The sequence below is a fragment of the Sphingomonas sp. MM-1 genome, from assembly GCF_000347675.2.
GTDB classification, from domain to species: domain Bacteria; phylum Pseudomonadota; class Alphaproteobacteria; order Sphingomonadales; family Sphingomonadaceae; genus Sphingomonas_E; species Sphingomonas_E fennica.
Genome location: NC_020542.1, coordinates 217,302 through 243,798 on the forward strand (window position 1 = coordinate 217,302; position 26,497 = coordinate 243,798).

The window sequence follows — 26,497 nt, forward strand, 5'->3', positions numbered from 1 at the left end:
CCATGCGCGATACCGCCGTCCTCCGTCACTATCTCGCGCCGCTCCTGCCCCTCCTGGAACCGGAGGATGTCACGGAGCTGGTGGTCAACCGCCCGGGAGAAGCGGGGATCGAGGACCGCCAAGGGTGGCGCTGGCAGGAGATGCCGGAGCTGGACAGCGACTGGCTTTCTACCCTGGCTGTTGCCGCGGCGAGCTTCACGCACCAGGATATCGATGGTCAGTCTCCGATCTGTTCGACAGTCCTGCCGGGCGGCGAGCGCTGCCAGATCGTCATACCGTCGGTCACCCCAAGCGGTTGCCCTTCCTTCACGATCCGCAAACCGTCGACCGTGACCCTGCCGATCGACCAACTGGCTGGGGCCGGGCTGTTCCGGATGACGCGCGCCAGCGCCAAGGGTCTCACCGATGTCGATGCGCGGTTAGTGGCGCTGCGCGACGCGGGCGACTGGCCGGAATTCTTCAAGGTCGCCGTTCCGGCACGCAAGAACATTCTGGTCAGTGGCGCCACGGGTTCGGGAAAGACGACCCTCGCGAAAGCGCTCATCCAGCTTATCCCACCGGAGGAGCGGTTGCTCACCATCGAAGACACCCGTGAGCTGGTCGTGCCTCATCGCAATGTCGTCCATATGGTCTATTCGAGCGAGGGGCAGGGCCTGGCCAAGGTTGGCGCCAAGCAGCTGCTCGAAAGCGCGCTGCGCATGCGGCCCGACCGCATCCTGCTCCAGGAGCTGCGTGACGGCACCGCATTCTTCTATCTGAGGAACGTCAATTCCGGGCATCCCGGATCGATCACGACCGTCCACGCCGGTTCACCCGCCGGCGCGTTCGAACAGCTGACGCTGCTCGTCAAGGAATCGGAAGGCGGCCGCGATCTCGCCCGCGACGATATTCGCGGACTCCTTCGCATGCTCGTCGACGTCGTTGTGCAGACACGCCGTCACGGCGGGCGGTTTGAGGTCGACGAGATCTATTTCGAGCCGAGGATGGGCGATGCTGGCGCAGCGTAGTCCCTGGGCGATTGGCCTGTGCGTGATCGGCGCAATTCTGTTGTGGGCTGTCATTACCCTGTTCGTTGCCTTGTTCGGACTCGGGCAGATCGGACCTAATATCGATCTCGGCACTCTGCCGGCCTGGCTCTGGTATTATCGTGGTGATCCACTGCTCGGGGATTGGATCAAGCGGGGTGCGATGGCCGGCGCCGCCGTAATCGCGCTTCTTGTCCTCACGATCCTGCGGCGAGGCCCATCCTTGCACGGCAGGGCTCGGTTTGCACGCGAGGGCGAAATCCGACGCGAGGGGCTGCGTGCCCCGTCTGGCATTGTCGTTGGACGCAAAGCAGGGCGTTTCCTCATTTTCGGCGGAAACGAGCATGTCCTGCTCGAAGCGCCGACGCGCGCCGGGAAGGGCGTCGGTGTTGTCATCCCCAATCTGCTGACCTGGCCGGATTCGGTCGTCGTGCTCGATGTGAAGCGGGAGAATTGGAGTACCAGCGCCGGTTATCGCCAACGTGCCGGTCAATCGGTTTACCTCTTCGATCCGTTGGACCCTGAAGGGCGGACGGCACGGTACAATCCCCTGGCGCATATCCGGCGAGCCGATGACACCGAAGTCGTCAACGAGCTTCAGAAAATCGCAGTCATGCTCTTCCCCGCGCCGGAACGATCGGACCCGTTTTGGGCCGAAGCGGCGCGGGCGGCCTTCATCGGCGTCGGCGCGCTCGTTGCTGCCAATCCTGGCATGCCCTTCACGATCGGCGAGATCTATCGACGGCTGACCACTGGGGATCCCAAGAGCGATCTTCCCAAGGCCCTGGAAGAGGCGAGGGGGGCAGGACAGCGCCTAAGTCAGGCATGCGTCTCGGCAATCCAGGATTTCGCCTCGGCTTCGGACAACACCTTTTCCGGGATCAAGCAGACGATCACGGCGCGGCTCAATCTCTGGCTCAACCCCGTGGTCGATGCCGCGACCTCGGCAAGCGATTTCAACCTGCGCGAAGTCCGGGCGCGGCGCATGTCGATCTATCTCGGTGTCTCGCCCGACAATATCGACCGGATCGCGCCGGTTTACAGCCTCTTCCTGCAGCAGCTGGTGGATCTCAACACGCGCGATTTGCCCGACGCTGCCAGCAATGTCCCAGTCCTGATCCTGCTCGATGAATTCGCAAGGCTGGGGAAGGCCTCGGTCATCGCGGGCGGCTTTTCCTATGTCGCTGGATACGGCTTGCGCCTGCTGCCGGTGATCCAGAGCCGGGCGCAGCTGCGGGCCATTTATGGTCCCGATGTTACCGACGAAATCATCGCCAATTGCGGGCTTGAGGTGGTGTTCACGCCCAAGGAGCTGAAGGTCGCGAACGAGCTTTCAGAGCGGCTCGGCTTCTTCACGATGAATGTAAAATCGCGCAGCCGAACGATTCATGGGCTGTTGGCCAATCGCAGCATATCGGAATCCGATCAGCGCCGCGCCCTCCTGCTGCCGCAGGAGCTGATGCAGATGCCCAAGACCGAGCTCTTGTTGCTGCGCGGCGGGATCGCGCCGGTTCGTGGTAGGAAGATCGCCTTTTATCGAATGCCGCGCTTCACAAGGCGCGTGTTGGCGCCGCCCATTCTGCCGTCGCGGCCTATCCCCGCTGCTCAGCCCCCAACTGTTCTGCCGCCAGGCAAGCATCAGGTGGTGTCCCCTTACAATGACGCGGAGAAATCAACGGCGAAGAGCACGGGCGGGGCCTTGCTGGAAGAGACCAAGATGCGGGAAATGACCGATGGTGAACTGGCGGGCGCGGCTAAGATTACCGATGATATGTTGGTCCTGGGCAACCTGACCGACTTGCCGCCGCCCGGCGATGAGGCAGCGGCCATCGCTTTTGTGTCATCGATGATCGAGCGGGCGCTCGTGCAGACGGAAGGGGCGTCATCTTCACCCCTCATCCAGGAAAGGACAGATCATGGCCGCTGAAAAACCTGTGGTGCCACGCGGTATGAGCAAGCGTAGCAATACGATCGCTCAGGACGCGGCAGCCAAGTCGGCGAACGCGGCGCAATCGTCGCCCGAAGCAACCAAGAAGGGGAAGTCGATCGATCCGTCCGTTCTCCAGGCGGCGTCGTCTGGTGACATTCCTGATGCCTTGCGAAAGCGCTATTTCTCCACGACGAACAAATGGTCGGGCGAGCCTGCTTATTTCACGAGTGCGCAGGCTAAGGAACCGGCGTTCCGTGACCAGGGCAGACGGCTCATCACCTCCAGCGAGAGCGACGAAGTTGTGCGCGATCTCGTTGCCATCGCTCGCCATCGCGGGTGGTCACACGTCCATGTTACCGGCAGTGAGACGTTCCGAAGGGCAGCGTGGCTCGAAGCCAGTCGCCAAGGTTTGGAAGTACGGGGATATCGGCCGAGCGAACGGGATTTGCAGGAGCTGGACCGAGTGCGGCGCGATGCTAGTCGTAACAGCATCGCCCCTGCCGTCACTGCGCCGGCGTCGCGCGAACCTGGGCGGGATCGACGCCAGCCCGATGAGGCGTCTAGGCAAACATCGTCGGAGCAAAGCCGGGTGAAGAATGCGCGGGCGGCCCAGAGCCAGCTTCGCGTGATTGAGACGGTGGTGCGCGCGGCCTTGTTCGACAATCCCGATGCCGTTGCCAGGGTAATGAAGGTGGCAAACGACAAGGTGCAAACGCATCTGCAGGCAGGTCGGCAGTTTCAGGCAGCCAAGGTGCGGGACACCTCGGTCCGGGCGGTTGAGCCGTCAGGCCGGAACCGGCAGGAACCCGGCAAGGAACGAGCGCCGCTGCAACGATCTCGAGGCCGTTGATCGAGAGGGATTGAGCCTGACCAGCAAGGCTTTACCATATCGGTCATGGCCTATCGCTATCCGCCCGGCAGCCCGCTGCACCATGAGATCTTGAAGGCCAAGCAGCGCGAGCTGCGTGGCGATTTTCCGGAGCCGCTGACGCTCAGGGTGCATCGCGCGCTGTCGTGGCTGCGCCGTGCCGAGGCCGAGCAGGCCGATGAGGATGTACGTTTCATCCTGCTCTGGATCGGCTTCAACGCTGCCTATGCCGGCGACGTTGAAGCATCGCGGGTGATTGGTATCCCCGAGGGTGAGCGGGGATTGTTCCAGGCCTTTTTCGCAACCCTTGTGGGCTTTGATGGCAAACATCGCATCTACGACATGGTCTGGCAGCGCTTCCCTCAGGAAATCCGGGTGCTGCTCGCAAACCGCTATGTCTTCCATCCCTTTTGGCAGCATCACAATGGTGCGTCCGGCTATGCCGACTGGGCTGACAGGCTCGAGCGGTCGCGGACAGCGATAGGCGCCGCACTGCGCGATCATGACACGGCCAGGATACTCTCGATCCTGTTCGACCGGCTTTATGTGCTGCGCAACCAACTGGTGCATGGTGGCTCGACATGGAACAGCGATGTCAATCGCGCCCAGGTCAGGGATGGCGCCGCGCTGCTCGGCTGCTTGCTGCCGATCTTCATCGATCTCATGATGGACAATGCCGGGCATGAATGGCCGATGCCGAACTACCCGGTGGTGGAGTAGGGCGTGGCGGAAGTCTGGTCCGATCAGGAAATTGATCACATCGTCGCCGACTATTTCGCCATGCTCACCGACGAGCTGGTTGGTCGCTCCTTCAATAAAGCGGCGCGAAACCGCGATCTTCAAGCCGTGATCGACCGTAGCAAGGGCTCAATCGAGTTCAAGCATCAGAACATCAGCGCGGTCTTGCTCGGCCTTGGTCAGCCTTGGATCGAGGGCTATAAGCCGGCCGCCAATTTCCAGAATGCGCTGGTCGATGGCGTCCTGCGGTGGTTGGAGGCGCGGACCGAATGGCTGGCTCCCGACAGGCTCTCACGAGCTGCCCTGAACGTACCGGAAGCGCAAGGATCACTGCGGATCGGGCCGCCGCCCACGGTGCGCAACGAACCGTCGCCGATCGATCCAGCGTTCATGGCCGCGATCGGCCGCAAATATGATGTCGCCGAGCGCGACGCGCGCAACCGGGCGCTTGGCAAGGCGGGTGAAGAATGTGTGCTGCATCACGAGCGCCGTCATTTATCTGCCGCGGGCCGCGACGATCTCGCGGACAAAGTCCGCTGGACATCTGTGCAGGATGGCGATGGTTTTGGCTTCGATATCCGGAGCTTTGAGGCGGACGGGCGCGAGAAGCTGATCGAGGTCAAGACCACCAACGGATGGGAGCGCACGCCTTTTCATATCTCTCGCAATGAGCTGGCCGTCGCCGATACGAGGCGCGAGGAATGGTGCCTCATGCGGCTGTGGAATTTCGCCCGTGCGCCAAGCGCCTTCACGCTGCGCTCGCCCCTGAGCGATCACGCACAATTGACGGCGACCAGCTTCCTCGCCGAGCTCAATTGAAAACCGCCGCCACGAAGGGCGATACAAATCAGTCAATCAGGGCAGGGCCGAGAAGTCGGGACGCGCGTGGCCTTCGACCAGCGCCCGCAACCCCGCCGGTTCCAGCACCTCGACCTTGTCGCCCCATTGATAGAGATGCCAGGCCATTTCCAGCCAGCCTGCGGCTTTAAACCGGACAATCAGACTGCCGTCGTCCCGATATTCGGCCGACTGGTTGGGGTGGAACTGGAATTCCGCCGCACGCGAGGCTGCCTCGGGAAGAAACCGCCAGACGATCTCGCCATATTGGGCGGGGTCCTGATAAGCGCCGAAGGCCTGCGCCGCATGATCGTTCAAGGAAAAGCCGGATTGGATGGGAAAACTCTCATCGAGACATTCGGCGCTGTGAATGCGGTCCAGGCGAAAATGGCGGAGATTCTCGCCTCGACCAGCCTGGCGAGCAACGAGATAGCTGCGCAATCCCAGCAAGAGCCCATGCGGCTCGACCGTCCGGGTTTCTGCATCGGTGTCGCCATAGACAATGCGCATCTTGAACGGTCCGCGCAGCGCCTCGATCAGAACGTCGGTGACCTCAGGTCTCATCGCGACCTTTGGGCCTGGCCGCGCCACTTGGCCCAAAGCCGATAGCACCGCCTCCGCATCGGCTTCCGAGCGCAGCGCGTCGCGCGGGGAGAGGCGCGTGATCAGGCTGTCTCTTAGATCTTCCAGCGCACGGGCATGGCGGAGCCGGTTCTCATCACGGGCTGCGCGAGCGGCGATTTCCAGAGCCTCGATGGTGTTCTCCTGGCGCGGTTGCAGCCGCTCAGGGATGGGACTTTGGATGCGCCAGCGCCGACGGCGATCATCATCTTCCACAACAACGACATTCGCGAAATTATCCTCCAGCGCGCTTGTCATGCGCTGCGCCGTTCGGTGCGAAATGCCGAATTCCTGAGAGATTTCCTCAAGACTGATACCCAAACGCCGCGAGGCGGCGAGTTGGGCGAGGCGCAGAAGATCGTTGGCCTTGGCGAAAGTCATCATACGTCCATGTCAGAGATTGACACCCTTGCATGCTAAGGAACAGGGTAGCGCCTGTCGAGGTGATTCCCTCGTGGGTGGCGTTGGGCAATCAAGGGGGCCAAGTGAGGACGATCGGGAACACCATCCTGTTTTCAGCGACCGACCTGATGCGGTTCGTCGGCTGCGCGCATGCGACAGCGCTCGACCTTGCCTATATGCGCGGCGAGCCGCTCACTCCCCGGGAAGATACCGAGGATGCAGCCCTGCTTCAGAAACAAGGCGATGCCCATGAGGCCGCCCATTTGGAGAAGCTGAAAGACGCGGGCAACGGGGTAGTCGAGATTGCGCGTGGCGATCTTGCACAGAATGCAGACGAGACGCGAGCGGCCTTGGCGCAAGGCTCGCAGATCATCTTTCAAGGGGCTTTTCTCGCCGAGCGTTGGGGTGGGTGGTCCGATTTTCTCGAGCGAGTCGAGCGACCATCATTGCTGGGGCCGTTCAGCTACGAAGTGACCGACACCAAGCTGAAGCGCAAAGCCCATCCCAAGCATGTGCTGCAGCTCGTGCTCTATTCGGACCTTTTGGCGGAGATCCAGGGCGTGATGCCTGAGCGCGCGCATGTGCAGCTAGGAGATGGCACGCGCGCGACGCTGAGGTTGGCCGACTATGCCCATTATGCGCGCGGTGCGCGGGCTAAGCTCGAAGTCTTTGTTGCTTCCCCTGAGCCAACGCGGCCGATCCCCTGCGCGGATTGTTCGCTGTGCCGATGGGCCGACCATTGCGACGCCGTCTTCACCAGCCAGGACAGCCTGTTCCAAGTCGCCAATATTACCCGCGGCCAAGTGAAGAAGCTCGAGGCGTCCGGCATCGAAACCATGGCCGCGCTGGCTCGGCATGACGGCCCGGTGCGCGGCGTTGCGAGTGCGACGGCGGAGAAGCTTGTCGGCCAGGCCAGACTGCAGCACGCGCGCAAAACCGGCGAACCCGCCTTCGAGTTGCGTCCGGCACAGCCAGGCAAAGGCTTTGACCTGCTCCCTCGGCCGCAGGCGGGCGATCTCTTCTACGACATCGAGGGCGACCCCCATTACGAGGGAGGCCTTGAATATCTGCACGGCGTGTGGGCCGATGATAGTTTCCATGCCTTCTGGGCGCATGACCATGCCGCCGAAGCGCAAGCGCTCGAACGGTTGCTTGCGTTTTTTCGTAATCGCCTCACGGCTTATCCGCAGGCCCGCATCTATCATTATGCACCCTATGAGATCACCGCGCTGCGGCGTCTCACCACGCGCTATGGTATCGGCGAGGCCTTTCTCGACCGCCTCATGCGCGAACGCCGCTTTGTCGACCTCTATGCGGTCGTGCGCGGCGCGCTCATCGCTTCCGAACCGAGCTACTCCATAAAGGCGCTGGAGGCCTTTTATGGCTTGAAGCGCGAGGGCGAGGTCAAGACAGCGGGCGGGTCGGTCGTTGCTTATGAAAATTGGCGCGAGACGGGCGATCAGCAAATCCTCGACGAGATCGAGGACTATAATCGGATCGATTGCCAGTCGACCCAGCTACTGCGCGATTGGCTAGCGGGCATCCGGCCCGATGGTCCCTGGCCCGTGCTTGCGCAGGACGCGGCCGAGCAGGAGGTGGTCGAGGACGAGGAAACGACGGCGCTGCGCGATCGCCTGGCCGCATCCTCTCTGACTCCAGAGCGTCAGGAATTGCTGTTCAATCTGGGGCTGTTCCACAAGCGTGAAGCCAAGCCTGCTCAGTGGACGGTTTTCGACAGCGCGGCGCGCGATGAGGAAGAGCTTGTCGACGATCTCGACGCCTTGGCGGGACTCGAGGCGATATCCGGGATCGAACCCATCAAGCGCTCGGTGATGCGCACCTATCGCTTTCCGTCTCAGGAAACCAAATTGCGCGAAGGCGGCAAGGCCACTGTGCCCGGGATTGACGGGCCGCCGTCAACCGTTGCGATTGAGGCGCTGGATCGCGATGCGTGCACGATCACCTTGAAGGTCGGCGTGGCAAGGGCCGAACTCCTCACCGATCGGCTGACCCTGCATCCGGATTGGCCGCTCGATACCAAGGTGTTGGCCGCAGCGGTGCGCGACGTCATCGAGGATCAATGCGGGCCGCGGCGCTATCGTGCCGTCGATGATCTGCTGTCGGGCGCCGCCCCGCGCCTGAACGGCATCGACGGCGATATCCTCTGCGGCGGGGAACCGGTGGCGGGCGCCATCGCCGCGGCGCAAGCCATGGATCAGACATTGCTCCCGATCCAGGGTCCGCCGGGAACGGGAAAGACGCACGTCACGGCCCGGGTGATCCTGGCGCTGGTCAAAGCAGGAAATCGGGTCGCCGTCGCCTCGAACAGCCATGAAGCGATCCGCAATGTCCTGCTCGGCTGCCTGCGCGCGCGCGAGGAAGAAGGCGGCACCTTTCCCGTGTCGTTCGCCCACAAAGTTTCGAGCGGTGATGATGGCTATGCTAGCGATTGTCCCGTTCACCGCGCCACGGCCAATGATGACCTGATCCTCGCCCGCGCCAATGTGGTCGGCGGCACGGCCTTCTTCTTCGCGCGCGATGAGAATGTGCAGGGCTTCGATTGGTTGTTTGTCGATGAGGCGGGGCAAGTGGGCCTCGCCAACTTGGTCGCCATGGGTCGTGCCGCGCGCAATATCGTGCTGGTCGGCGATCCGCGTCAGCTGCCTCAGGTCATCCAGGGCGCGCATCCTGCGCCCGCCAACCTGTCATGCCTGGAATGGATGCTGGGCGAGCATGCCACCGTCCCTCCCGATCGGGGCATATTCCTTGCCGAGACCCGGCGGATGCATCTCGCGGTTTGTGATTTCATTTCAGACCAGGTCTACGAGGGACGCCTTGCCAGCCATGGGGATACCAAGCGCCAGAGCGTTACTGGAACGGCCTGGCCCACGGCCGGCGCCTTCTGGGTGCCGGTCGTCCATGACGGTAATGCCCAGTTTGCCGCTGAGGAAGTTGCGGCGATCGGCGCGGCAATCGAGAATCTCCTGCAAGGGAGCTGGACCGACAAGAACGGCGCCACGCGCCCTATCGGCCCCGGCGACATCATCGTCGTCGCCCCCTATAATGCACAGGTCAACGCGCTGCGGGCAGGGCTGCCGAGCAGCATCCGCGTCGGCACGGTCGACAAGTTCCAGGGCCAGGAAGCCCCTATATGCCTGGTCTCCATGACGGCTTCCTCGGCCGACGAGACGGCCCGCGGCATGGAGTTTCTCTTCTCGCTCAACCGCATCAATGTCGCGGTTTCACGCGCCAAAGCGCTTGCGCTCGTTTTTGGCAGCGACCGCTTGCGCGAGGCCAACTGCAGCAGCATCGAGCAGATGCGGCTCGTCAACACGCTCTGTGCCCTTCCGCCGTTTTCTGCGCCTCTCAGTACGGGATCTTGATCCATGCGTTTCCTCCACACCGCTGACTGGCAGCTCGGCAAACCCTTCGGCCGGTTCGAGCCCGAGGTGCGCGCGGCGCTTGGCGAAGCGCGCTTCGACGCCATCGACCGGATCGGCGAGGTCGCTGCCGCCAACCAGGTAGAACATGTGATTGTCGCAGGCGATATCTTCGATACCGAGGGTCCCGAAGATAGGGTCATCGTCCAGGCAGTCTCACGCATGCAGCGCTATCCCTGCCGCTGGTGGCTGCTCCCGGGCAATCACGACTATGCCCGCAACGGCGGACTGTGGGACCGCGTCCGTCACAAAGCCTCGGAGAATATCATCCTGCTCACCGAGCCCGTCGCGCAGGAGATGGAAGCAGGGCTCTGGCTGCTACCCGCACCGCTCCTCCACCGGCACCATCTCGACGATCCGACCGAGCTGTTCGACAGCATGGAAACGCCAGGCGCGAAGCTGCGTATCGGCCTTGCTCATGGTTCGATCCGCGATTTTACCGCGCGTGGCGAGACCAAGAACCAGATCGCGCCGGATCGCGCGAAGCGGTCCAGTCTCGACTATCTGGCGCTCGGCGATTGGCATGGCACGCTCAAGGTCGATCCGCGCACCTGGTATGCCGGAACCCCCGAAACCGATGGTTTTCAGCGCGATGAGCCGGGCCATGCCCTGATGATCGAGCTTGCGCCGGGAGTGGAGCCAAAGGTGGAACCCGTGCGCACCGGCCGTTTTCAATGGCTGCTCAGGGATTGGACCTTGCAGGACACGGCCGCCTTTTCGGCGGAATGCGACGTGCTGCTCTCGGCTATCGATCCTGCGGCAACGCTGCTGCGCCTTTCGCTTGCAGGCATCACGAGCCTTGCCGACCGTGTCGAGATCCTGTCGCGGCTCGAAGATGACCTGCGGCATCGCCTCCGTTTCCTGGATGTCCGGGCGGACGATCTTGTCGGCCGGCCGGGCGAGCAGGACTTGGCGGATCTCAAGGTCGAGGGATTGCTCGGCATAGCGGCTGAGAAACTCACCGAGACAATCGCAGCCGACGGGACTGAAGCCATTTTGGCGCGGCGCGCGATGGAGCGGCTCTTTGTCGAATATCATCGGGGGAGCCAAGCATGAGCCTCCAGCTGCGACGGATCAGCCTCAACAATTTTCGCAAGTTCCGCGAGCCCCTGACGATCGAAGGGCTGGGCGAGGGGCTCAACATCATCATCGAGCCCAACGAGAGTGGGAAATCCACGATCCTTGAGGCCCTGCGTGCGGCTTTCTTCGTCCGCCATGCCACGAAGAATCAGCTCGCCCAAAGCTTTGCGCCTTATGGCGAGGCGGTCGCGCCAGAAATCGAAGTCAGTTTCGATATTGGCACCGACAGCTGGAAAATCGCCAAGCGCTTTCTCAAAAGCCCCCAAGTCGAAGTCACGGGGCCGCAGGGTCGAGCGCAGGGCGAGGACGCTGAAAATCGGCTGCAGGCGCTTCTAGGGTTCGTCAAGGATAGTAGCCAGCGTGGTGACCCGACCACCTATGGCGCGCTCGGTCTGCTTTGGGTTCCGCAGGCGCAGGCGCTCGAAGTGACGGCGCCCGGCAGCATCGTGCGCAGCAGCATCCAGGCGACGCTGGAGGCAGAGGTCGGCACGATCGTCGGCGGCGCTGCCTATGAGCGCGTCCGAAAGCGGATCGATGAGCAGTATGACATTTACTGGACGCCGACTGGCAAGGCGCAGTCGAAGGGACGCTGGCAAGCGGCGCGGGATCGTGACCAGCAGGCGCGGCAAACCGCTGCATACGCGACCACGCGGCTCGATGCGCTCGAAACGAGCTTCGGCGAGCTGGAAATCGCGCGCGGCCGACTGAAAGTTATCGAGCGGGAGCTGGCGGACGAGACCGAGCAAGAACAGCGCGCCGGTCTTGTTCAGTCTCTGGAGATCGCCAGGGCTGCTGCGCAGATCCTGGAGACCCGCAAAGCCGAGCATGAGAATTTCTCTGCAAACCTCGATCGTCTGGACGATCTGCAATCGCAGCATGAGGCGGCGAAGGAAGCGCTGACGGCCGCTGGCAAATCTTTGGCCGCAATCACCGCCGATCGCGATCAGCTTGCAGGTCAGCTGGAAGCGGGACGCACCAAAGTCGCGGACGCGAAGGCAACGCTCGACAAGGCGCGTGATGATCGCGCCACAGCCCGTCAGGCGCTTAACGAGGGGGAGGAACGTCTCGCGAGGCGTCAGCGCCACGCGGCCATCACCGATGCACGCCAGCGGCACACCGAACTCCTAAATCTAGAAAAGCAACTGGCCAATGCCCGCCATCAGGCCGCACAGGTCATTCCAGCTGAGGCGTTCGCTCGCCTGGAGGCCAATGACCGTGCTGTTGCTGAAGCGCGGGCAGCCGTCAATGCCGGCGCTACCACTATCGAGCTTACGGGCGACGCTACGGGCATCACCATAGGCGGCGAGCCCCTGACACCAAATAGCCCGCGCACCTTGACCGGTGAGACGCAGATTGCCTTGGGCGGGGGTATCCTCGTCATCCGTCCGCCGGCAACGGCAACCAGTGCGGAAGCCCGCCTCGCCGAATTGCTCGAGCGACAGGAATTGGAACTGGCCGAATGGGACGTGGCCGGCCTCGCCGCGGCGCGGACGCGAAACGATACTGCGCGCGACGCGCAGGGGACCGTCCAACTGCTCGAAACCAAAATTACCGGCCTCACGCCGGCGCAGCCGCTGTTGGATCTCGCGGCAGGCCCCGATGCTCTCAAGCTGTTCGTGGCCGGTGTCCCAGCGGAATCGCCGGCGTCTGATGAAGACGAGATCTCGACCGATCAGCTCACCCGACGCCTGGAAGAGGCGGAAACGGCCGCGGTGCGCGCTGAAACCCTGCACGACCAAGCCGTTCAGGACCTGCGAGAAATAGAGGATAGGGACCGCCCGCTTGCCGCCAAGCAGGCGGGCGCCGAGCGAGATCAGACCCATGCATCTGATCGCATCGCTCAGCTCGAACAGAAGCCCGATTTTGCCGGGCTGGCCGACGCCATCGCCAAAGCCCGGGAGAATGTTGCCCAGGCCGCGGTCAAGCTGGCCGAAGCGACGCGCGACGCCACCGCGCATGATGCGCAGGCGATCAACCGCAAGATCGAAACGATCGATAGCCGGGCAAGGGCAGGGCAAATCCGGCGGAGCGACCTCGAAAAGGATATCGCCCGCCTTGAGGCGATCATTGAGAGCGAGGGTGGCAAAGGTCTGGCGAGCCTGGCCGCAGTTGCAGCCGAAGAAGCCGATGCCGCAACGCAGGCGCTAGCTCGGCTCGACGAAGAGGCGGCCACGGTCAAAATGCTCAAGGATGTGCTGGACGAGGCGCGCGCGGAGGCATCTCGAACCTTCGTTGGCCCAGTGGCCCAGCGCGCCCGCGTGCATGTCGAGCGCCTTTTCCCCGGCGCAGACCTGAGCTTCGATGAAGAATTGGGGCTGGCCTCGGTCACGCGATCAGGCCTGAGCGAAGCCTGCGGAACGCTCTCAAAGGGAACGCAGGAGCAGCTGGCGGTGCTGACCCGCCTTGCCTTTGCCGACATGCTGCTGGAGCAGGGCATGCCGGTTTCGCTGATCCTCGACGATCCGCTGGTCTATTCCGACGACGGCCGGCTCGATCTGATGACCGAGATCCTGGAGGAAGCCTCCCAGCGCATGCAGGTGATCCTGCTTACCTGTCGGGACCGAGCGTTCCGGCATTTGACTGCAACGCGGGTGCAGCTTTGAGCCTGCTGCCTGGCGCTCGCATTGAAGGATTTAGGAGTTACGTAGGATTTGGTTCACGAGTACGGGCATTGTGCGAGAATGACAAAGGCGATGATATTTTAAGTATCGAAAAATACAGGAAAGTGCTGTTTTGGCTGAAACTTGATTGCCATGTCGCGAGGGGGCCGCGTGAACGTTTTTGATCTCGATACTGACCTAATAGAGCGTTATGAAAATTTCGCGCGTTCGTTCACTTCGATCCGCGCAGACGACATTAGCGAACAGGTCAACGCGATTTACGCCGGGCAGAAATTCTGGCCCGAACCCCTGATCGGTCTGAACCCCCATTTCCTCGAAGGCCGCGGCCTCGTCGATCTTGCCAAGGACGGCGTGGTCGATCCGGATTTACCCAAGGTGTTCGCCGTAGGAGCCGGACGCAGCCCGATCAGCCTGCATCGCCATCAGGACGAAGCGCTCATGAAAGCGCTTCAGGCCAAAAATTATATCGTCACCACCGGCACCGGCTCGGGCAAGTCGCTATGCTTTTTTGTGCCGATCATTGACCGCATCCTGAAGGCGCGTCGCGCTGGCGAGGCCCAGCGCACGCGGGCGATCGTCATCTACCCGATGAACGCGCTCGCCAATTCGCAGCAGGAGGAGCTTGAGAAGTTCATCGGGGAGTGCGGCCTGTCCGATGGGATGAAGCCGACATTCGCCCGCTACACCGGCCAGGAGAAAGAAGCCGAGCGCAAGCGCGTGGCTGACGAAAAGCCGGACATCATTCTCACCAACTTCATGATGCTCGAACTGCTGATGACTCGGCAGGACGAACTCGACCAGCAGGTCATCGCCAATATGGCGGGCCTGGAGTTTCTGGTTCTCGACGAACTCCATACCTATCGCGGCCGACAGGGGGCGGATGTTGCGCTGCTGGTGCGACGGGTGCGCGAACGCATGGGAGCGCAGAAAATGCTCTGCGTTGGCACCTCGGCGACCATGGCGTCCGGGGATGAGGATGCGGGCCGCAAGGCGGTGGCGTCTGTCGGCACAACCCTTTTCGGCAGCCCCGTGCATCCGGATGATGTCATCACCGAAAGCCTGAGACGCTGCACCCAAGGCATCGCCAACGAGGCCACCCTTAAATCTGCGATCGTCAACTCCGCTGGCCTTCCATCCACCGCAGAGGCCTTCAAAGTCGATCCCCTCGCGATCTGGATAGAAACCAATATTGGGCTTGAGGTCGGCGAAACACTGAAGCGGGCGAAGCCCTCAACCCTCACTGATGCATCACACCGCCTGTCCGAGGAGACAGGGATCGAGGCGGAGGCTTGCCGCAAGGCCCTCCAGGATCGCCTGATCGCCATGAGCGATTTCAAGGATGACCGCGACCAGGCTTTCATGGCGTTCAAGCTGCATCGCTTCCTATCCGGCGCTGGCGACGCCCATGCGACGCTCGAAGCTGCTGGGAAGCGCCGGGTGGCACTGGCGGCGGAAAAGTTCGACCGCGACAATAGCGAGGCCCGCCTCTATCCGGTCTTCTTCTGCCGCGAATGTGGACAGGAGGTGCATAGCGTCACCATTGACGATGATGGCACTGTCATCGCGCGCCCGATCGATCAGACCCCGAGAGACGGGGTTGATGAAAGCGGGGCGGAGCACGGCTTTCTCGTGCCCGACGCCAAGGGTGATCTGAATTTCGCCGGTTCTATCGATGATTATCCTGATGACTGGATTGAGCTGACGGCATCGGGCGAACCGCGGCTCAAATCCTCCCATCGCGGCAAGCATGACGGCCGCCTGATGATGCTGGGCGCTAACGGGCGGCGCGATGAGCATGGCGTTCGCTCGTGGTTCTTCCCCGGTAAATTCCGCTTCTGTCCGCATTGCCGCAATCAACCGCCGCCAGGCGCTCGCGACATCAACAAATTGGCTGGCCTCTCGGCCGAAGGTCGTAGTTCGGCCACGACGCTCATCACGTCGGTGGCCCTCGACTGGATGGAACGGGGCCACATCCCGTCTGAAAAGCATCGCCGCAAACTGCTCGGCTTCACCGATAACCGGCAGGATGCCGCACTCCAGGCGGGACACTTCAACGACTTTATCTTCGTCACACTCCTGCGCGGCGCCATGCTGCGTGCCGTCTTCAAAGCCGGTGAGGATGGTTTGAGCCATGAGCAATTTGGCGATGTCCTGCGCCGTGCGCTCGGGTTCGATCCCGAAAGCGTCGATCGCCGAGCGGAATGGATGCTCGATCCGAACCCGGCCAGCTTCGCGGCGCTGGACGAGGCCAAGAAGGCGGTAAACCGCGTGCTGGCCTATCGCCTCTGGAACGATCTGCGGCGGGGCTGGCGCTATACTAATCCCAACCTCAATCAGTTGGACCTGCTGCGCGTCGAATATCCCGGCATCGCCATGCTCGCCGGCGACGATCGCGCCTGCGCCGGCATGGACCAGGAACAGCTCAATGACGGCCAGCGCCGTGGCTTTGAGCTGCTTTCCCAAATCTCCAGTGACGTTCGGCGCGAAATGTTCCGTCTGATGTTCGACGCCATGCGGCAAGGCCTCGCCGTTGCCGTCGATGCCCTGGACCTCAATGAGATTGAGCAGGTCGCGCAGAAATCCCGCCAGCTTCTCAAAGACCCCTGGGCAATCAGCCGCGAAGAAGAGAACAAGGATCTTGTGTGCCAAACAACGCTTGTGCTCGGCACACAAGGCGGCAAGGCGGACAGGATTATCCGGGTTTCCGCGCGCAGCGGTCTTGCCAAAGAATTGGCGAAGTTGGCGGGGGCGCTGCCCCTTGCCGATCGCGAACCGTTGATCGAAGCCATGTTGATGGCGGCCGCGCGCCACCAGATCGTGCGCCAGTTTTCCGCCGGTCCGCTCACAGGTTGGCGGCTCGCGCCGAGCGCCTTGCAGCTCCGTGCAGGGAAGGGGACACCAAGCCCGAGCCAAGACAATGCGTTCTTCCGCCAGCTCTATAGCGATATAGCCGCGCGCCTCGCCACACCCGGCGGGCTGCCCCTGGCCTTTGAAGCGCGCGAGCATACAGCGCAGGTCGATTCCCTCCTGCGCGAAATGCGTGAGTGTCGGTTCCGGTACGGCAAGAGCGACCATGAACGCATGAAGGAAATTGCGGGCGATGCGCGCGTTCTCAATGAGAAGCGTGACTTTCTGCCCTTGCTCTATTGCTCACCCACCATGGAACTGGGCGTAGATATATCGCAGCTCAATGTCGTGTACCTGCGCAACGCGCCGCCAACCCCGGCCAATTATGCGCAACGCGCAGGCCGTGCTGGCCGCAGCGGACAGGCCGCGCTGGTCATCACCTACTGCGCCGCGCAAAGCCCACACGACCAATATTATTTCGAGCGCCGGACCGATCTCGTCGCCGGCATCGTTCGCGCACCCGCGATCGACCTCATCAATCGCGACCTGCTTGCCGCGCATGTCCATGCCGAATGGCTCGCTGCCGCTCAGGAGGGGCTGGGCAAGTCGATCCCGGAAAACCTCGATATGACCGAGACCGATCTGCCGATCTGCGAACGGCTGCAAAAAGCTTTTGCCGTGGCCAGCGCGGACGTCGATGCCCGTGATCGTGCCGAGCGGGTCGTCGTCTCGGTCCTGCCACAGGAAGGCGCAGCCGAAATCGGCGAAGCCTCGGACTTTGTCGGCCATCTCTGGAGCAACGCGGCAACGGCGTTCAACACGGCGTTCAAGCGCTGGCGAACACTCTACAATTCCGCCCATGAAGAACGAAAGGCCGCCAGCGAACTCGGCAATCAAACCGGGCTGTCGGCGCAGGAACGTCAGGAGGCTCGGACCCGCTATCTGGCGGCCGATCGTCAGGTGCAACTGCTGGAAACAGGCGCATCGTCCACCAGCTCGGACTTCTATGCCTATCGCTATCTGGCGACCGAAGGCTTCCTACCTGGCTATAATTTCCCGCGCTTGCCGCTCTACGCCTTCATCGACGGGGAAAAGTCATCGACGGTGCTCCAGCGTCCGCGCTTCCTGGCGATCGCGGAGTTTGGTCCGAACAGCCTCGTCTATCATGAGGGCAAGGCCTATCGCTGCAATCGCGCCAAGCTGCCTGCCGGAACGCGGACCACAGACAACAAGCTGACGACGATGACTGTGCGATGCTGTCATTCGTGCGGCGCGGCCCATAGCGTGGAAACGCAGGAGCGCTGCATTGCTTGCGGCGATGTGCTGACCGAGGAAGGGCGGCTTTCCAAGCTCTATCGGATCGAGAATGTCGATGCCGTGCCCGGTGCGCGCATTACCGCCAATGACGAGGATCGTCAGCGGCGCGGCTTTGAAATCCGCACGATTTTCGAGTGGGAACCGATGCGCCAAGACCAGCTTCTGCTGAAGTCTGACGACAGCCCGCTGGCGGTATTGCGCTACGGACCGCAGACTCGCGTATCCCGCGTCAATCTCGGCCTGCGCCGCCGCGCCAAGAAGGAAGATACCGGCTTCGACATCGACACGATTTCGGGCCGCTGGCTCAAGAATGAGACAAAAGGTGAGGATGAGGGCGACGATCCCAAAAGCGCCATTCGTCAAACCATCGTGCCTCTGGTCGAGGACACGAAGAACGCGCTGCTGCTGCAATTCGATCGCCAGCTCGACCTCGATGAAGCGCAGATGGCGACCCTCCAGCACGCCCTGATCCGCGCCATCGAGACAGAGCATGTCCTGGAAACCGGCGAGCTTCTGGGCGAGCCGTTACCGACCCGCGACGATCGCAAGGCGATCCTCTTCTATGAGGCGTCCGAAGGCGGGGCAGGGGTTCTCAAGCGGCTGATGGACGGCGCGGAGCGGTGGCATCGTATCGCGGACGTGGCGCTCGACCTGATGCATTACCGTCGCGACAACGGCGAGCTGGTCGAGGCCAACGAACCTTGTGTTGCTGGTTGCTACCGCTGCCTGCTGTCCTATTACAACCAACCGGACCATGAACTGATCGACCGGCGCGATCCTGCGGTGATTGACGTGCTCGATCGGCTAGCTCGCAGCGAGAATGACTGGCCTGCCGATGCTCCCGCCGGTGCCGGGACGCATGATCCATGGATGGCGGCGCTGGCGCAGTGGGGCGCGCCGACGCCCTCCACGGAAACCATTGGCGGCGAGACCTATCATCTTTGCTGGCCGGGGCTGATGGTCATGGCTGTGCCCGGTCCGCCGCCGCCAGCACTGGTGACGCGCTGCGCCGAAATTGGCCGCGACTTGATCGCGCTGCCGGCAACCCCTGACGAAACCATGCCGCCTGACCTTGCCGCGGCGCTCGGAGTATCCGCATGAACCTGCCCGCCTTCCAGACTGGCCAGCTCCAGACGGGCGATTTGATCCAGGCCCGTGGGCGGGAATGGATCGTGCTTGGTAAACCGGATGAGGGGCTTGTTCGCGTGCGGCCCCTCTCGGGGTCCGAAGAAGACGCCATCATCATCGCCCCCAGTCTTGAACGGATGCCCGTTCGTCCCGCCACCTTCGATCTGCCGGCGGCGGATCATCCCGATACGCAGGACGCCGCCCGTCTGCTGGCCGACGCGCTACGCCTGTCTCTCCGTCGCGGCGCAGGGCCTTTCCGCAGCGCCGCGCATTTGGGCGTCGAGCCGCGCGCCTACCAGCTCGTCCCCTTGCTCATGGCACTGAGACTCGACGTGAAACGGCTGCTCATTGCCGATGACGTTGGTATCGGAAAGACCGTTGAGGCGGGCATGATCCTCCGCGAGATGATCGACCGAGGCGAGGTCGAGCGCTTCTCCGTGTTGTGTCCGCCGCATCTCGTGGATCAGTGGGTCGGCGAGCTGGCGGAAAAGTTCGATATTGATGCCGTGGCCGTCACATCGGCGCGCGCCCGTTCGCTGGAACGCGGACTGGCGCTCGGCGACACCATCTTCGGCGTCTATCCCTACACCGTCGTCAGCCTCGACTACATCAAGGCCGACAGCCGGCGGGAAAGCTTCGCGCAGGCTTGTCCTGGCTTCGTCATAGTTGACGAGGCCCACACCTGCGTCGGCGGTAGCGAGAAGGGCACACAGCAACGCTACGCTCTGCTCGAACGGCTCGCGGAAGACGCCACGCGCCACCTGCTCCTGCTCACAGCGACCCCGCATAGCGGCAATCAGGATGCCTATGCGCGTCTGCTCAGTCTGTTGCACGGCGACCTCGCGGACGGCCCCGAGGCGGGCGATCAGAACGCACGGCGCCGCTATGCAGACCGGCTCGCCAAACACTTTGTCCAGCGTCGCCGCCCCGATATTGCCGACAAGTGGGGGGATGCGGGCGCTTTTGCGAAGTCGATGAAAGCGGATGCGCCCTACACTCTGACCGGCGATTTCCAGAACTTCCAGGAAGACGTGCTGGAATACTGCCTTGGTGTCGCAACCCGTGCCGATGGGGAACGGGCGCGGCGGCTCGCTTTCTGGGGAACACTCGCGCTAATGCGCTGCATCGGCTCGTCGCCGGCGGCAGCCCTCAGCGCCTTGCGCAACCGGCTCGGAGGCATGGCGGAGGAAGCCGCACTCGCGCCAGTCATGTTTGATGACGACGGTGATGAGCTGGCCGACACCGACATTGAACCCGCGACCGCGCTGGACCGCGAGGAGCTGGCCGAGCTGAAAGCGCTCATCACGCGCGCGGAAGGACTGGCGGCCCGCTTTGAGGATGATCCCAAATTTCGCGAACTCGTCCGGCAGGTGAAAGACCTGACGGCCAAGAAGGGTGCCCGGCCCGTCATCTTCTGTCGCTTCATCACAACGGCCGAAGCTGTGGGCGAAGCGCTGCGCGCCCAGTTCAAGAAGCACGAAGTCGAAATCGTCACGGGCCGCCTGACGCCCGAGGAACGCCGTGGGCGCGTCGAGGCGATGGTGGATCACCCCAATCGCATCCTCGTCGCCACCGATTGTCTGTCCGAAGGGATCAACCTCCAATCGCTGTTCAACGCGGTGATCCATTACGACCTCAACTGGAACCCGACACGGCACCAGCAACGCGACGGGCGCGTCGATCGTTTTGGGCAGCCCGAAGATACGGTCTGGTCGGTGATGATGTTCGGCTCAAACTCGATCATCGACGGTGCGGTCATCAAGGTCATCACCGAGAAGATGAAGCGCATCCAACAGGCGACTGGCGTGATCGTGCCGGTGCCGGAGGATTCCGCAAGTGTCTCCAACGCGCTGATGCAGGCGATGCTGCTGCATTCCAGCAAACCGCGCGCGCAGGGACTGTTCGATTTCGGCGACGCCGAGGAACGGCTTGAAATGGAGTGGAAGGACGCGGAGGAAAACGCGCGTAAAAGCCAGACGCGGTATGCCCAGGCCGCGCTCAAGCCCGACGAAGTTCTCCCCGAATGGCACCGACTGCGCGAACTTCTCGGCGGCCCCGATGAAGTAGAGCGGTTCACCCGCCGGGCACTGGCGCGCATCGATACGCCGCTCGGTACGGTCGGGAGCCACTACCGGGTCAGCTATGAGGATTTGCCGAAACAGCTTGGCGAGCGCCTTGCGGCCCGCAATCTGACGGGCACCCGCGCCATCGGATTTGCCGACAAGCTGCAACCCAATGTGGCCCATGTCGGCCGCACGCATCCGCTGGTCGCCATGCTCGCCGAAACCATGGCCGAAGGGGCGCTCGATCCCGGCGGTGTCGAAGGCAAGGCCACGCTCGGCCGCTGCGGTGCCTGGCGCTCTACGGCGGTGAACAAACTCACCACCGTCCTGTTGCTGCGCCTGCGCTTCAAGCTGACGACCAGCGGTCGAAAGACACTGTTGGCCGAAGAAGCCACCGCGCTGGCTTTCGCCATGGGTGACAATACCGCCATCGCACAAGGCCCCGACGCCCTGGCTTTGCTCGAACCCGATGCCAGCGGCGACATCGCGCCGCCCGTCATCGCAAGGCAGGTCGATCAGGCGCTAACCCGCGTGCCCGAATATGATGTCGCGATCAGCGCTTATGCCCAGGATCGTGCTGCCCGGCTTTCAGAGGATCATGACCGCGTGAAGTTCGCAACAAGAGGCGAGGGGGCCACCACCGAAGTGGAAGCTGTTCTGCCTGCTGACGTGATCGGCCTCTATGTCCTCGTGCCGGAGGCGAACTGATGGCCCGTTCTACCAGAGCCGCCGAACTCGGCCTTGTCGCCGTCACCATCGAGGGCGGGCTGATAGCGCCCGAGCAAGTGCAAAAGATTGTCGCTGCCGATCGCACGGCGAAAACCGCCGACAGCTATGGTTGCCCCAAGGGCACTGGCCTCGGCGATGAGATTTCGCGGTATTTCCGCATCGGCCAGCATATCTGGAAAGACTATGACCGGATCGATGCGCCCACTGTCACGCAAACCGCACAGTTCGCGCATGACCTGCTAACCCAGTGCTTCGGCTTCACCGATCTTGCCGGCCCGGTCGAGCATCAGGACGGCACCCGCCGCTATCGCCTGGCCTGGGAGGCCAAGGATGGCCGTGTTCCCGTCGTCGTCGCCGCGCCGGTCGTCGGCGCCGACGCTTTCAACAAAGCGCAGCCCGAGTTCGGGGACGGGGAGGGCGGACGCCCGCGCCGTAGCCCTGTTTCACTGTTGCAGGACTGGCTCAACGCCACAGACCATGCACTGTGGGGCCTCGTCTTTGCCGGCGACCGCGTGCGCCTGATGCGCGACAATGCCAGTCTGACCCGACCAGCATGGATCGAGGCGGACCTTGGCGCGATGTTCCGCGACGAGATGTTCGCTGACTTCACTGCATGGTGGCTGGTCGCTCACGCCACCCGTTTTGGCGCATCGGGCGCACCGCCTTCTGAAAGCCCGCTGGAACATTGGCGCGAAGAGGGGATGAAACAGGGCATCCAGGCCCGTACCGACCTCCGCCGCAACGTCGAAGAGGCGTTGTCCGAACTGGGGCAGGGGTTGGTAGAGGCCAATCCTGAGCTGGTTGAACGCATCCGCTCCGGTGCACTCCCTCTGCAATCGCTGTTCGGGGAGCTTCTCCGCACCGTCTATCGCCTGATCTTCCTTGCTGTGGCCGAGGACCGCGATCTGCTGCACCCTCGCCGCACGCCGCAGGCGGCACGCAGCCTCTATGCCGACAGCTATTCCTTCACCTTCTGGCGCGAACGCTCGCGTCGCCGCGTCGCCCGCGATGGGCACCACGATGCGTGGGAGGCGATGAAGGTTACGCTTTCCAGTCTGGAGCATGGCCAGGAACTGCTGGGCCTGCCTGCTCTCGGCGGCTTATTCGCGGAGAGCGAAACGCCGTCGCTGAACGATGCGCTCATTCCCAACCGCCGCCTTCTGTCCGCGATCTTCTGTCTTGGCTTCATCCGCAAGGATGGCGTGACCCACCGCATCAACTGGCGCGACCTCAAAACAGAGGAACTGGGCAGCGTTTACGAAAGCCTGCTGGAAATCCGCCCCCGGCTTGAAGCCAACGGCGTGTTCACGCTCGACAGCGGGGCCAAGGGCAACGACCGCAAGACCAGCGGTTCCTACTACACGCCGGACTCGCTGGTCGAAACACTGCTCGATTCCGCGCTTAATCCTGTGCTGCAAAAGGCAGAGGACAGCGCCGATACGCCGGAGGACAAGGTCGCCGCGATCCTTGATCTTCGGGTGATAGATCCGGCCTGCGGCTCGGGGCACTTCCTGCTCGGCGCCGCCCGCCGCATGGCAGACCGGGTAGCAAAACTGCGGAACGAGGATGCTGGCAAGGAAGAGACGCAGGCGGCACTGCGCGATGTCGTCTCCCGCTGCATCCACGGTGTTGATCGCAATCCCATGGCAGTAGAACTGGCCAAGGTGGCGCTATGGATCGAATCCGTGTCACCAGGGCAACCCCTGGGCTTCCTTGACGCCAACATCCGTTGCGGCGACGCATTGCTGGGTGTGTTTGACCTTGTCGCGCTGGAAGAGGGCATCCCGGACGAGGCCTACAAGGCCCTAACCGGCGATGACAAGGAAACCGCCAGTGGCCTGCGCAAGCTGAACAAGAGCGAGCGCGATGCTGGCCTGCTGAAGCTGGCCTTCGATGCGGGCAAGCTTTCGGGCGAATTCCGCAAGTTCCACCGCATGAGCGAGAACACCCCGCGCGAAGTCGCCGCCCGCGCGGCCGAGTTCGGTCGCATCCGCCACACGCCCGATTGGCTGGCGCTGCGGCACGCCTGCGACATCTACGTCTCGGCCTTCCTGCTCCCCAAGCCAAAACTGCCCAGCCTTGCCAAGCCGCTCGTCCCCACGACCGCGCACCTTCGCAAGACCGTCGCCGGCGGCACGATGCTAGGCACCGGCGCGGTGCAGGAAGAGCTTGCCGCGGCCATAGACGGCGCCGCCTTGGCCGCCAGCGCGTTTCACTGGCCGCTGGAGTTCCCCGACGTGGTTGTAGGCCGCGGCGGTTTTGACGTGGTGCTGGGCAATCCGCCGTGGGAAGTCATCCAACTGGGCGAGCAGGAGTATTTCGAGAGCCGCGTTCCCGAAATCGCGGAGATGAAGGGCGCTGCGCGCAAGAGGGCGATTGCCGCTCTCGAACAGTCTCACCCCGAAGTCTTTGCCGATTTCGCCCGCGACAAACGCACGTTCGAGGCGATGAACGAATTTGCCCGTGCGAGTGGCCGATTCGACCTGACCGCGCGCGGCAAGGTCAACACCTATGGCCTCTTTGCCGAGCATTTCCTGAACCTGACGCGGAAACAGGGCAGGTCGGGCGTTCTTGTGCCGACCGGCATTACGACGGACGCTACGACTGCACCGTTTTTCGGGCATTTGGTGAACAACCAGCGGTTGATTTCATCGATAGGTTTCGACAACGCAAAGCGCATATTCCCGTCAATCCACCCCGACACGCCGTTTACGTTGCTCACGACCGGACAAAATGAAGGCGCGGCAGAGTTTACGTCCTACGTTCTGACTGCCGATGAACTGGAGGATGAGCGCCGACACTACTTCCTCCGACCAGCAGAGATCTCCCAGATCAACCCGAACACGAAGACCGCCCCCCTCTTTCGTTCGCGACGCGACGCAGAACTTACCGCTTCTATCTATGCACGCATTCCTGTGCTGATCGAAGAGGAAGGCAACGAAGGCAATCCGTGGGGTGCTGACTTTAGACAGGGGCTGTTCAATATGACCAGCGACAGCCACCTTTTCCGTACCGCTGCGCAACTCGCCGAACAAGGGTTCCAGCGCGACGGCACAGACTGGTTGAAGGAGGCGCAGGAACTAGAGGGTGTCACCGCTCGCCGCCGGCTTCAAGCGGACTTGCTGGCCGAAGGCGAGAATCGCCGCATCGACCTACTGTCGCAATTGGGCCTCGCAACGGAAGGCCCAGTGCAGGCACAGGTGGTCACCCCGACCATTCATTCCGAACGCTATGTTCCGCTCTACGAAGCGAAGATGTTCCACCAGTTCGACCATCGCTGGGCGACCTATGAGGAGACCAGTACTCGCGATGTTACGCTGTCAGAGAAGCAACATCCAGGATACGAACCGATTTCGCGCTATTGGGTTCCGCAATCGGAGGTGGCACACCGTCTGTCCGGGAAAGACTGGAAACGGGGTTGGCTGTTAGGCTGGCGCGACATTACAAACGCAACTAACGAGCGCACGGTTATTGCTCCTGTTTTCCCGGTTTGTGGTGTTGGCAATAAGGCACCGCTCATATTTTCGGAGAAAGATCCACAATTATTGGCCTGCTTGGTCGGGAACATGGCAGCGCTGGCCTTCGACTTCGTTTCTCGCCAAAAGATCGGAGGAACTACACTCAATTTCTATCTTCTTTACCAACTCCCCATTCTCCCGCCCCACGCATACTCCGAAACCGACCTCGCCTTTATCGTACCGCGCGTGCTGGAGCTGACCTACACCAGCCACGCGATGGCCTCTTTCGCCCGCGACCTGGGCCATGAGGGTCCGCCCTTTGCATGGGACGAAGATCGCCGCGCCCAGCTCCGGGCCGAACTCGATGCCTGGTATGCTCTCGCTTACGGCCTCACCCGTGATGAGCTGCGCTATGTGCTGGACCCCAAGGATGTCATGGGCACCGACTACCCCAGCGAAACCTTCCGCGTCCTCCAGAAGAACGAAATCGCCAAATATGGCGAATATCGTACGCAGCGCCTTGTCCTCGCCGCCTATGACGAATTGATGGCGCGGGGTATGCGGCCAAGGTTGGAAGGGTATCGATGATGGCGCGGTCCACCAGCGTCCGCAGTCGCCCCGTCCACCCGATTTACCGCTCCGAGCTACAACAGGCGGCCTATAACCACGGCTTTCGCAAGGAAAATGGCGAGGCGGACGGGTGGCTCTACTTTCGGTCCGACGAAGGCGTCCCCGGAGAAATTGCACTCGCCTCCGGCAGTGAGGAAGGGGGCGCGCCATGGTTCCTCGCCGTGGAACATGCCGGCGTCGCCGCGAAGCTGCGTGGTGAGTTTCCAGCGGCCCTGGCGGAACCCGTACCGGGCCAGTTCCGCGGCGCCTTCGCCTTCTCCGATCAGGCCGAGATGCGCCAGGCCCTCAGCCGCGCCTTTCATCTGGCCCGGGCGCTTCCGACCTTTCCGCTGTCCCAGTTCGAGGCGGATGTGGCGAGTCTAGGCGACACAGAGGTCGAACGGATCACCCGCGAGCGGATTGGGCAGGGCTATTTCCGGGGCGCCCTGCTCGATTACTGGAACAACAAATGCCCGCTCACGGGCATCTCCGAGCGTGCGCTGCTTCGCGCAAGCCATATCGTCCCCTGGGCACGTTGCGGAAGCGACGAGGAGAGACTGGACGTTTTCAACGGCCTGCTGCTCGCCGCACACTGGGATGCCGCGTTCGATGCCGGTCTCGTCAGTTTTGATGACGGAGGCAGGGCGCTCATCAGACCAGACCTCGACCCGGCGGTGATTTCCCTGCTCGCACCACACGAGATTGCGCCTTTGCCGCTGATCGATGCGCATCATCGCCAGATGGCATGGCATCGAAAGCACTTCGGCTTCGAATGAAGTGCGCG

Annotated in this window: 13 protein-coding genes; 12 read left to right on the forward strand and 1 reads right to left on the reverse strand. The window is 62.6% G+C overall.

Translation table 11 applies throughout. The annotated features are described in order from the left end of the window. Positions 1 to 2: 2 nt before the first annotated feature. Genes virB11 through G432_RS20315 form a run of 5 tightly spaced genes read left to right on the forward strand, consistent with a single transcriptional unit; the run spans position 3 to position 5,380 of the window. Positions 3 to 1,007, forward strand: coding sequence for a P-type DNA transfer ATPase VirB11 (gene virB11, locus G432_RS20295; RefSeq protein WP_007684605.1), 1,005 nt, complete (start codon positions 3 to 5; stop codon positions 1,005 to 1,007). Then, complete coding sequence (locus G432_RS20300; protein ID WP_015449347.1) at positions 991 to 2,952, forward strand: type IV secretory system conjugative DNA transfer family protein; 1,962 nt, start codon at positions 991 to 993, stop codon at positions 2,950 to 2,952. The genes virB11 and G432_RS20300 overlap by 17 nt, the downstream gene beginning before the upstream one ends. Continuing rightward, entirely contained in the window at positions 2,942 to 3,805 is an 864-nt protein-coding gene (locus G432_RS20305) for an LPD7 domain-containing protein (RefSeq protein WP_015449348.1), read from the forward strand. Before G432_RS20300 ends, G432_RS20305 begins: the two co-directional genes overlap by 11 nt. Before the next feature lie 45 nt (positions 3,806 to 3,850). Next, positions 3,851 to 4,543 carry a HEPN domain-containing protein gene (locus tag G432_RS20310; protein ID WP_015449349.1) on the forward strand — a complete coding sequence of 231 codons (693 nt, stop codon included), beginning with the start codon at positions 3,851 to 3,853 and terminating at the stop codon, positions 4,541 to 4,543. Positions 4,544 to 4,603: 60 nt separating this feature from the next. After that, positions 4,604 to 5,380 carry a DUF3883 domain-containing protein gene (locus G432_RS20315; RefSeq protein ID WP_050983539.1) on the forward strand — a complete coding sequence of 259 codons (777 nt, stop codon included), beginning with the start codon at positions 4,604 to 4,606 and terminating at the stop codon, positions 5,378 to 5,380. A 36-nt stretch (positions 5,381 to 5,416) separates the two neighbouring features. Here the strand turns inward: G432_RS20315 and G432_RS20320 are convergent, their stop codons facing one another. Beyond that, complete coding sequence (locus G432_RS20320) at positions 5,417 to 6,400, reverse strand: helix-turn-helix transcriptional regulator (protein ID WP_015449350.1); 984 nt, start codon at positions 6,398 to 6,400, stop codon at positions 5,417 to 5,419. 104 nt (positions 6,401 to 6,504) lie between these two features. On the opposite strand from G432_RS20320, the gene G432_RS20325 reads away from it, so the two are divergent. The 7 genes from G432_RS20325 (at position 6,505) to G432_RS20355 (ending at position 26,489) form a co-directional block, all read left to right on the forward strand. Next, complete coding sequence (locus G432_RS20325) at positions 6,505 to 9,804, forward strand: TM0106 family RecB-like putative nuclease (protein ID WP_015449351.1); 3,300 nt, start codon at positions 6,505 to 6,507, stop codon at positions 9,802 to 9,804. 3 nt (positions 9,805 to 9,807) lie between these two features. Next, positions 9,808 to 10,917, forward strand: a complete 1,110-nt coding sequence (locus G432_RS20330; RefSeq protein ID WP_015449352.1) for a metallophosphoesterase family protein — start codon at positions 9,808 to 9,810, stop codon at positions 10,915 to 10,917. Next, positions 10,914 to 13,544, forward strand: a complete 2,631-nt coding sequence (locus G432_RS20335) for an AAA family ATPase (RefSeq protein WP_015449353.1) — start codon at positions 10,914 to 10,916, stop codon at positions 13,542 to 13,544. Before G432_RS20330 ends, G432_RS20335 begins: the two co-directional genes overlap by 4 nt. Positions 13,545 to 13,712: 168 nt before the next feature. After that, positions 13,713 to 18,827 (forward strand): DEAD/DEAH box helicase, encoded by a 5,115-nt coding sequence (locus G432_RS20340; protein ID WP_015449354.1) that lies wholly within the window; start codon positions 13,713 to 13,715, stop codon positions 18,825 to 18,827. Next, positions 18,824 to 21,625: a DEAD/DEAH box helicase gene (locus G432_RS20345; RefSeq protein WP_015449355.1), complete on the forward strand. Its 2,802-nt coding sequence runs from the start codon at positions 18,824 to 18,826 to the stop codon at positions 21,623 to 21,625. The genes G432_RS20340 and G432_RS20345 overlap by 4 nt, the downstream gene beginning before the upstream one ends. Further along, positions 21,625 to 25,692: an Eco57I restriction-modification methylase domain-containing protein gene (locus tag G432_RS20350; RefSeq protein WP_015449356.1), complete on the forward strand. Its 4,068-nt coding sequence runs from the start codon at positions 21,625 to 21,627 to the stop codon at positions 25,690 to 25,692. Before G432_RS20345 ends, G432_RS20350 begins: the two co-directional genes overlap by 1 nt. Then, positions 25,689 to 26,489 (forward strand): HNH endonuclease, encoded by an 801-nt coding sequence (locus G432_RS20355; RefSeq protein ID WP_015449357.1) that lies wholly within the window; start codon positions 25,689 to 25,691, stop codon positions 26,487 to 26,489. Before G432_RS20350 ends, G432_RS20355 begins: the two co-directional genes overlap by 4 nt. Positions 26,490 to 26,497: the final 8 nt, after the last annotated feature.

Coding starts and splice junctions, on each gene's coding strand:
- virB11 (WP_007684605.1), top strand. CDS start 3: ATGCGCGATACCGCCGTCCTCCGTCACTATCTCGCGCCGCTCCTGCCC.
- G432_RS20300 (WP_015449347.1), top strand. CDS start 991: ATGCTGGCGCAGCGTAGTCCCTGGGCGATTGGCCTGTGCGTGATCGGC.
- G432_RS20305 (WP_015449348.1), top strand. CDS start 2,942: ATGGCCGCTGAAAAACCTGTGGTGCCACGCGGTATGAGCAAGCGTAGC.
- G432_RS20310 (WP_015449349.1), top strand. CDS start 3,851: ATGGCCTATCGCTATCCGCCCGGCAGCCCGCTGCACCATGAGATCTTG.
- G432_RS20315 (WP_050983539.1), top strand. CDS start 4,604: ATGCTCACCGACGAGCTGGTTGGTCGCTCCTTCAATAAAGCGGCGCGA.
- G432_RS20320 (WP_015449350.1), bottom strand. CDS start 6,400: ATGACTTTCGCCAAGGCCAACGATCTTCTGCGCCTCGCCCAACTCGCC.
- G432_RS20330 (WP_015449352.1), top strand. CDS start 9,808: ATGCGTTTCCTCCACACCGCTGACTGGCAGCTCGGCAAACCCTTCGGC.
- G432_RS20335 (WP_015449353.1), top strand. CDS start 10,914: ATGAGCCTCCAGCTGCGACGGATCAGCCTCAACAATTTTCGCAAGTTC.
- G432_RS20345 (WP_015449355.1), top strand. CDS start 18,824: ATGAACCTGCCCGCCTTCCAGACTGGCCAGCTCCAGACGGGCGATTTG.
- G432_RS20350 (WP_015449356.1), top strand. CDS start 21,625: ATGGCCCGTTCTACCAGAGCCGCCGAACTCGGCCTTGTCGCCGTCACC.
- G432_RS20355 (WP_015449357.1), top strand. CDS start 25,689: ATGATGGCGCGGTCCACCAGCGTCCGCAGTCGCCCCGTCCACCCGATT.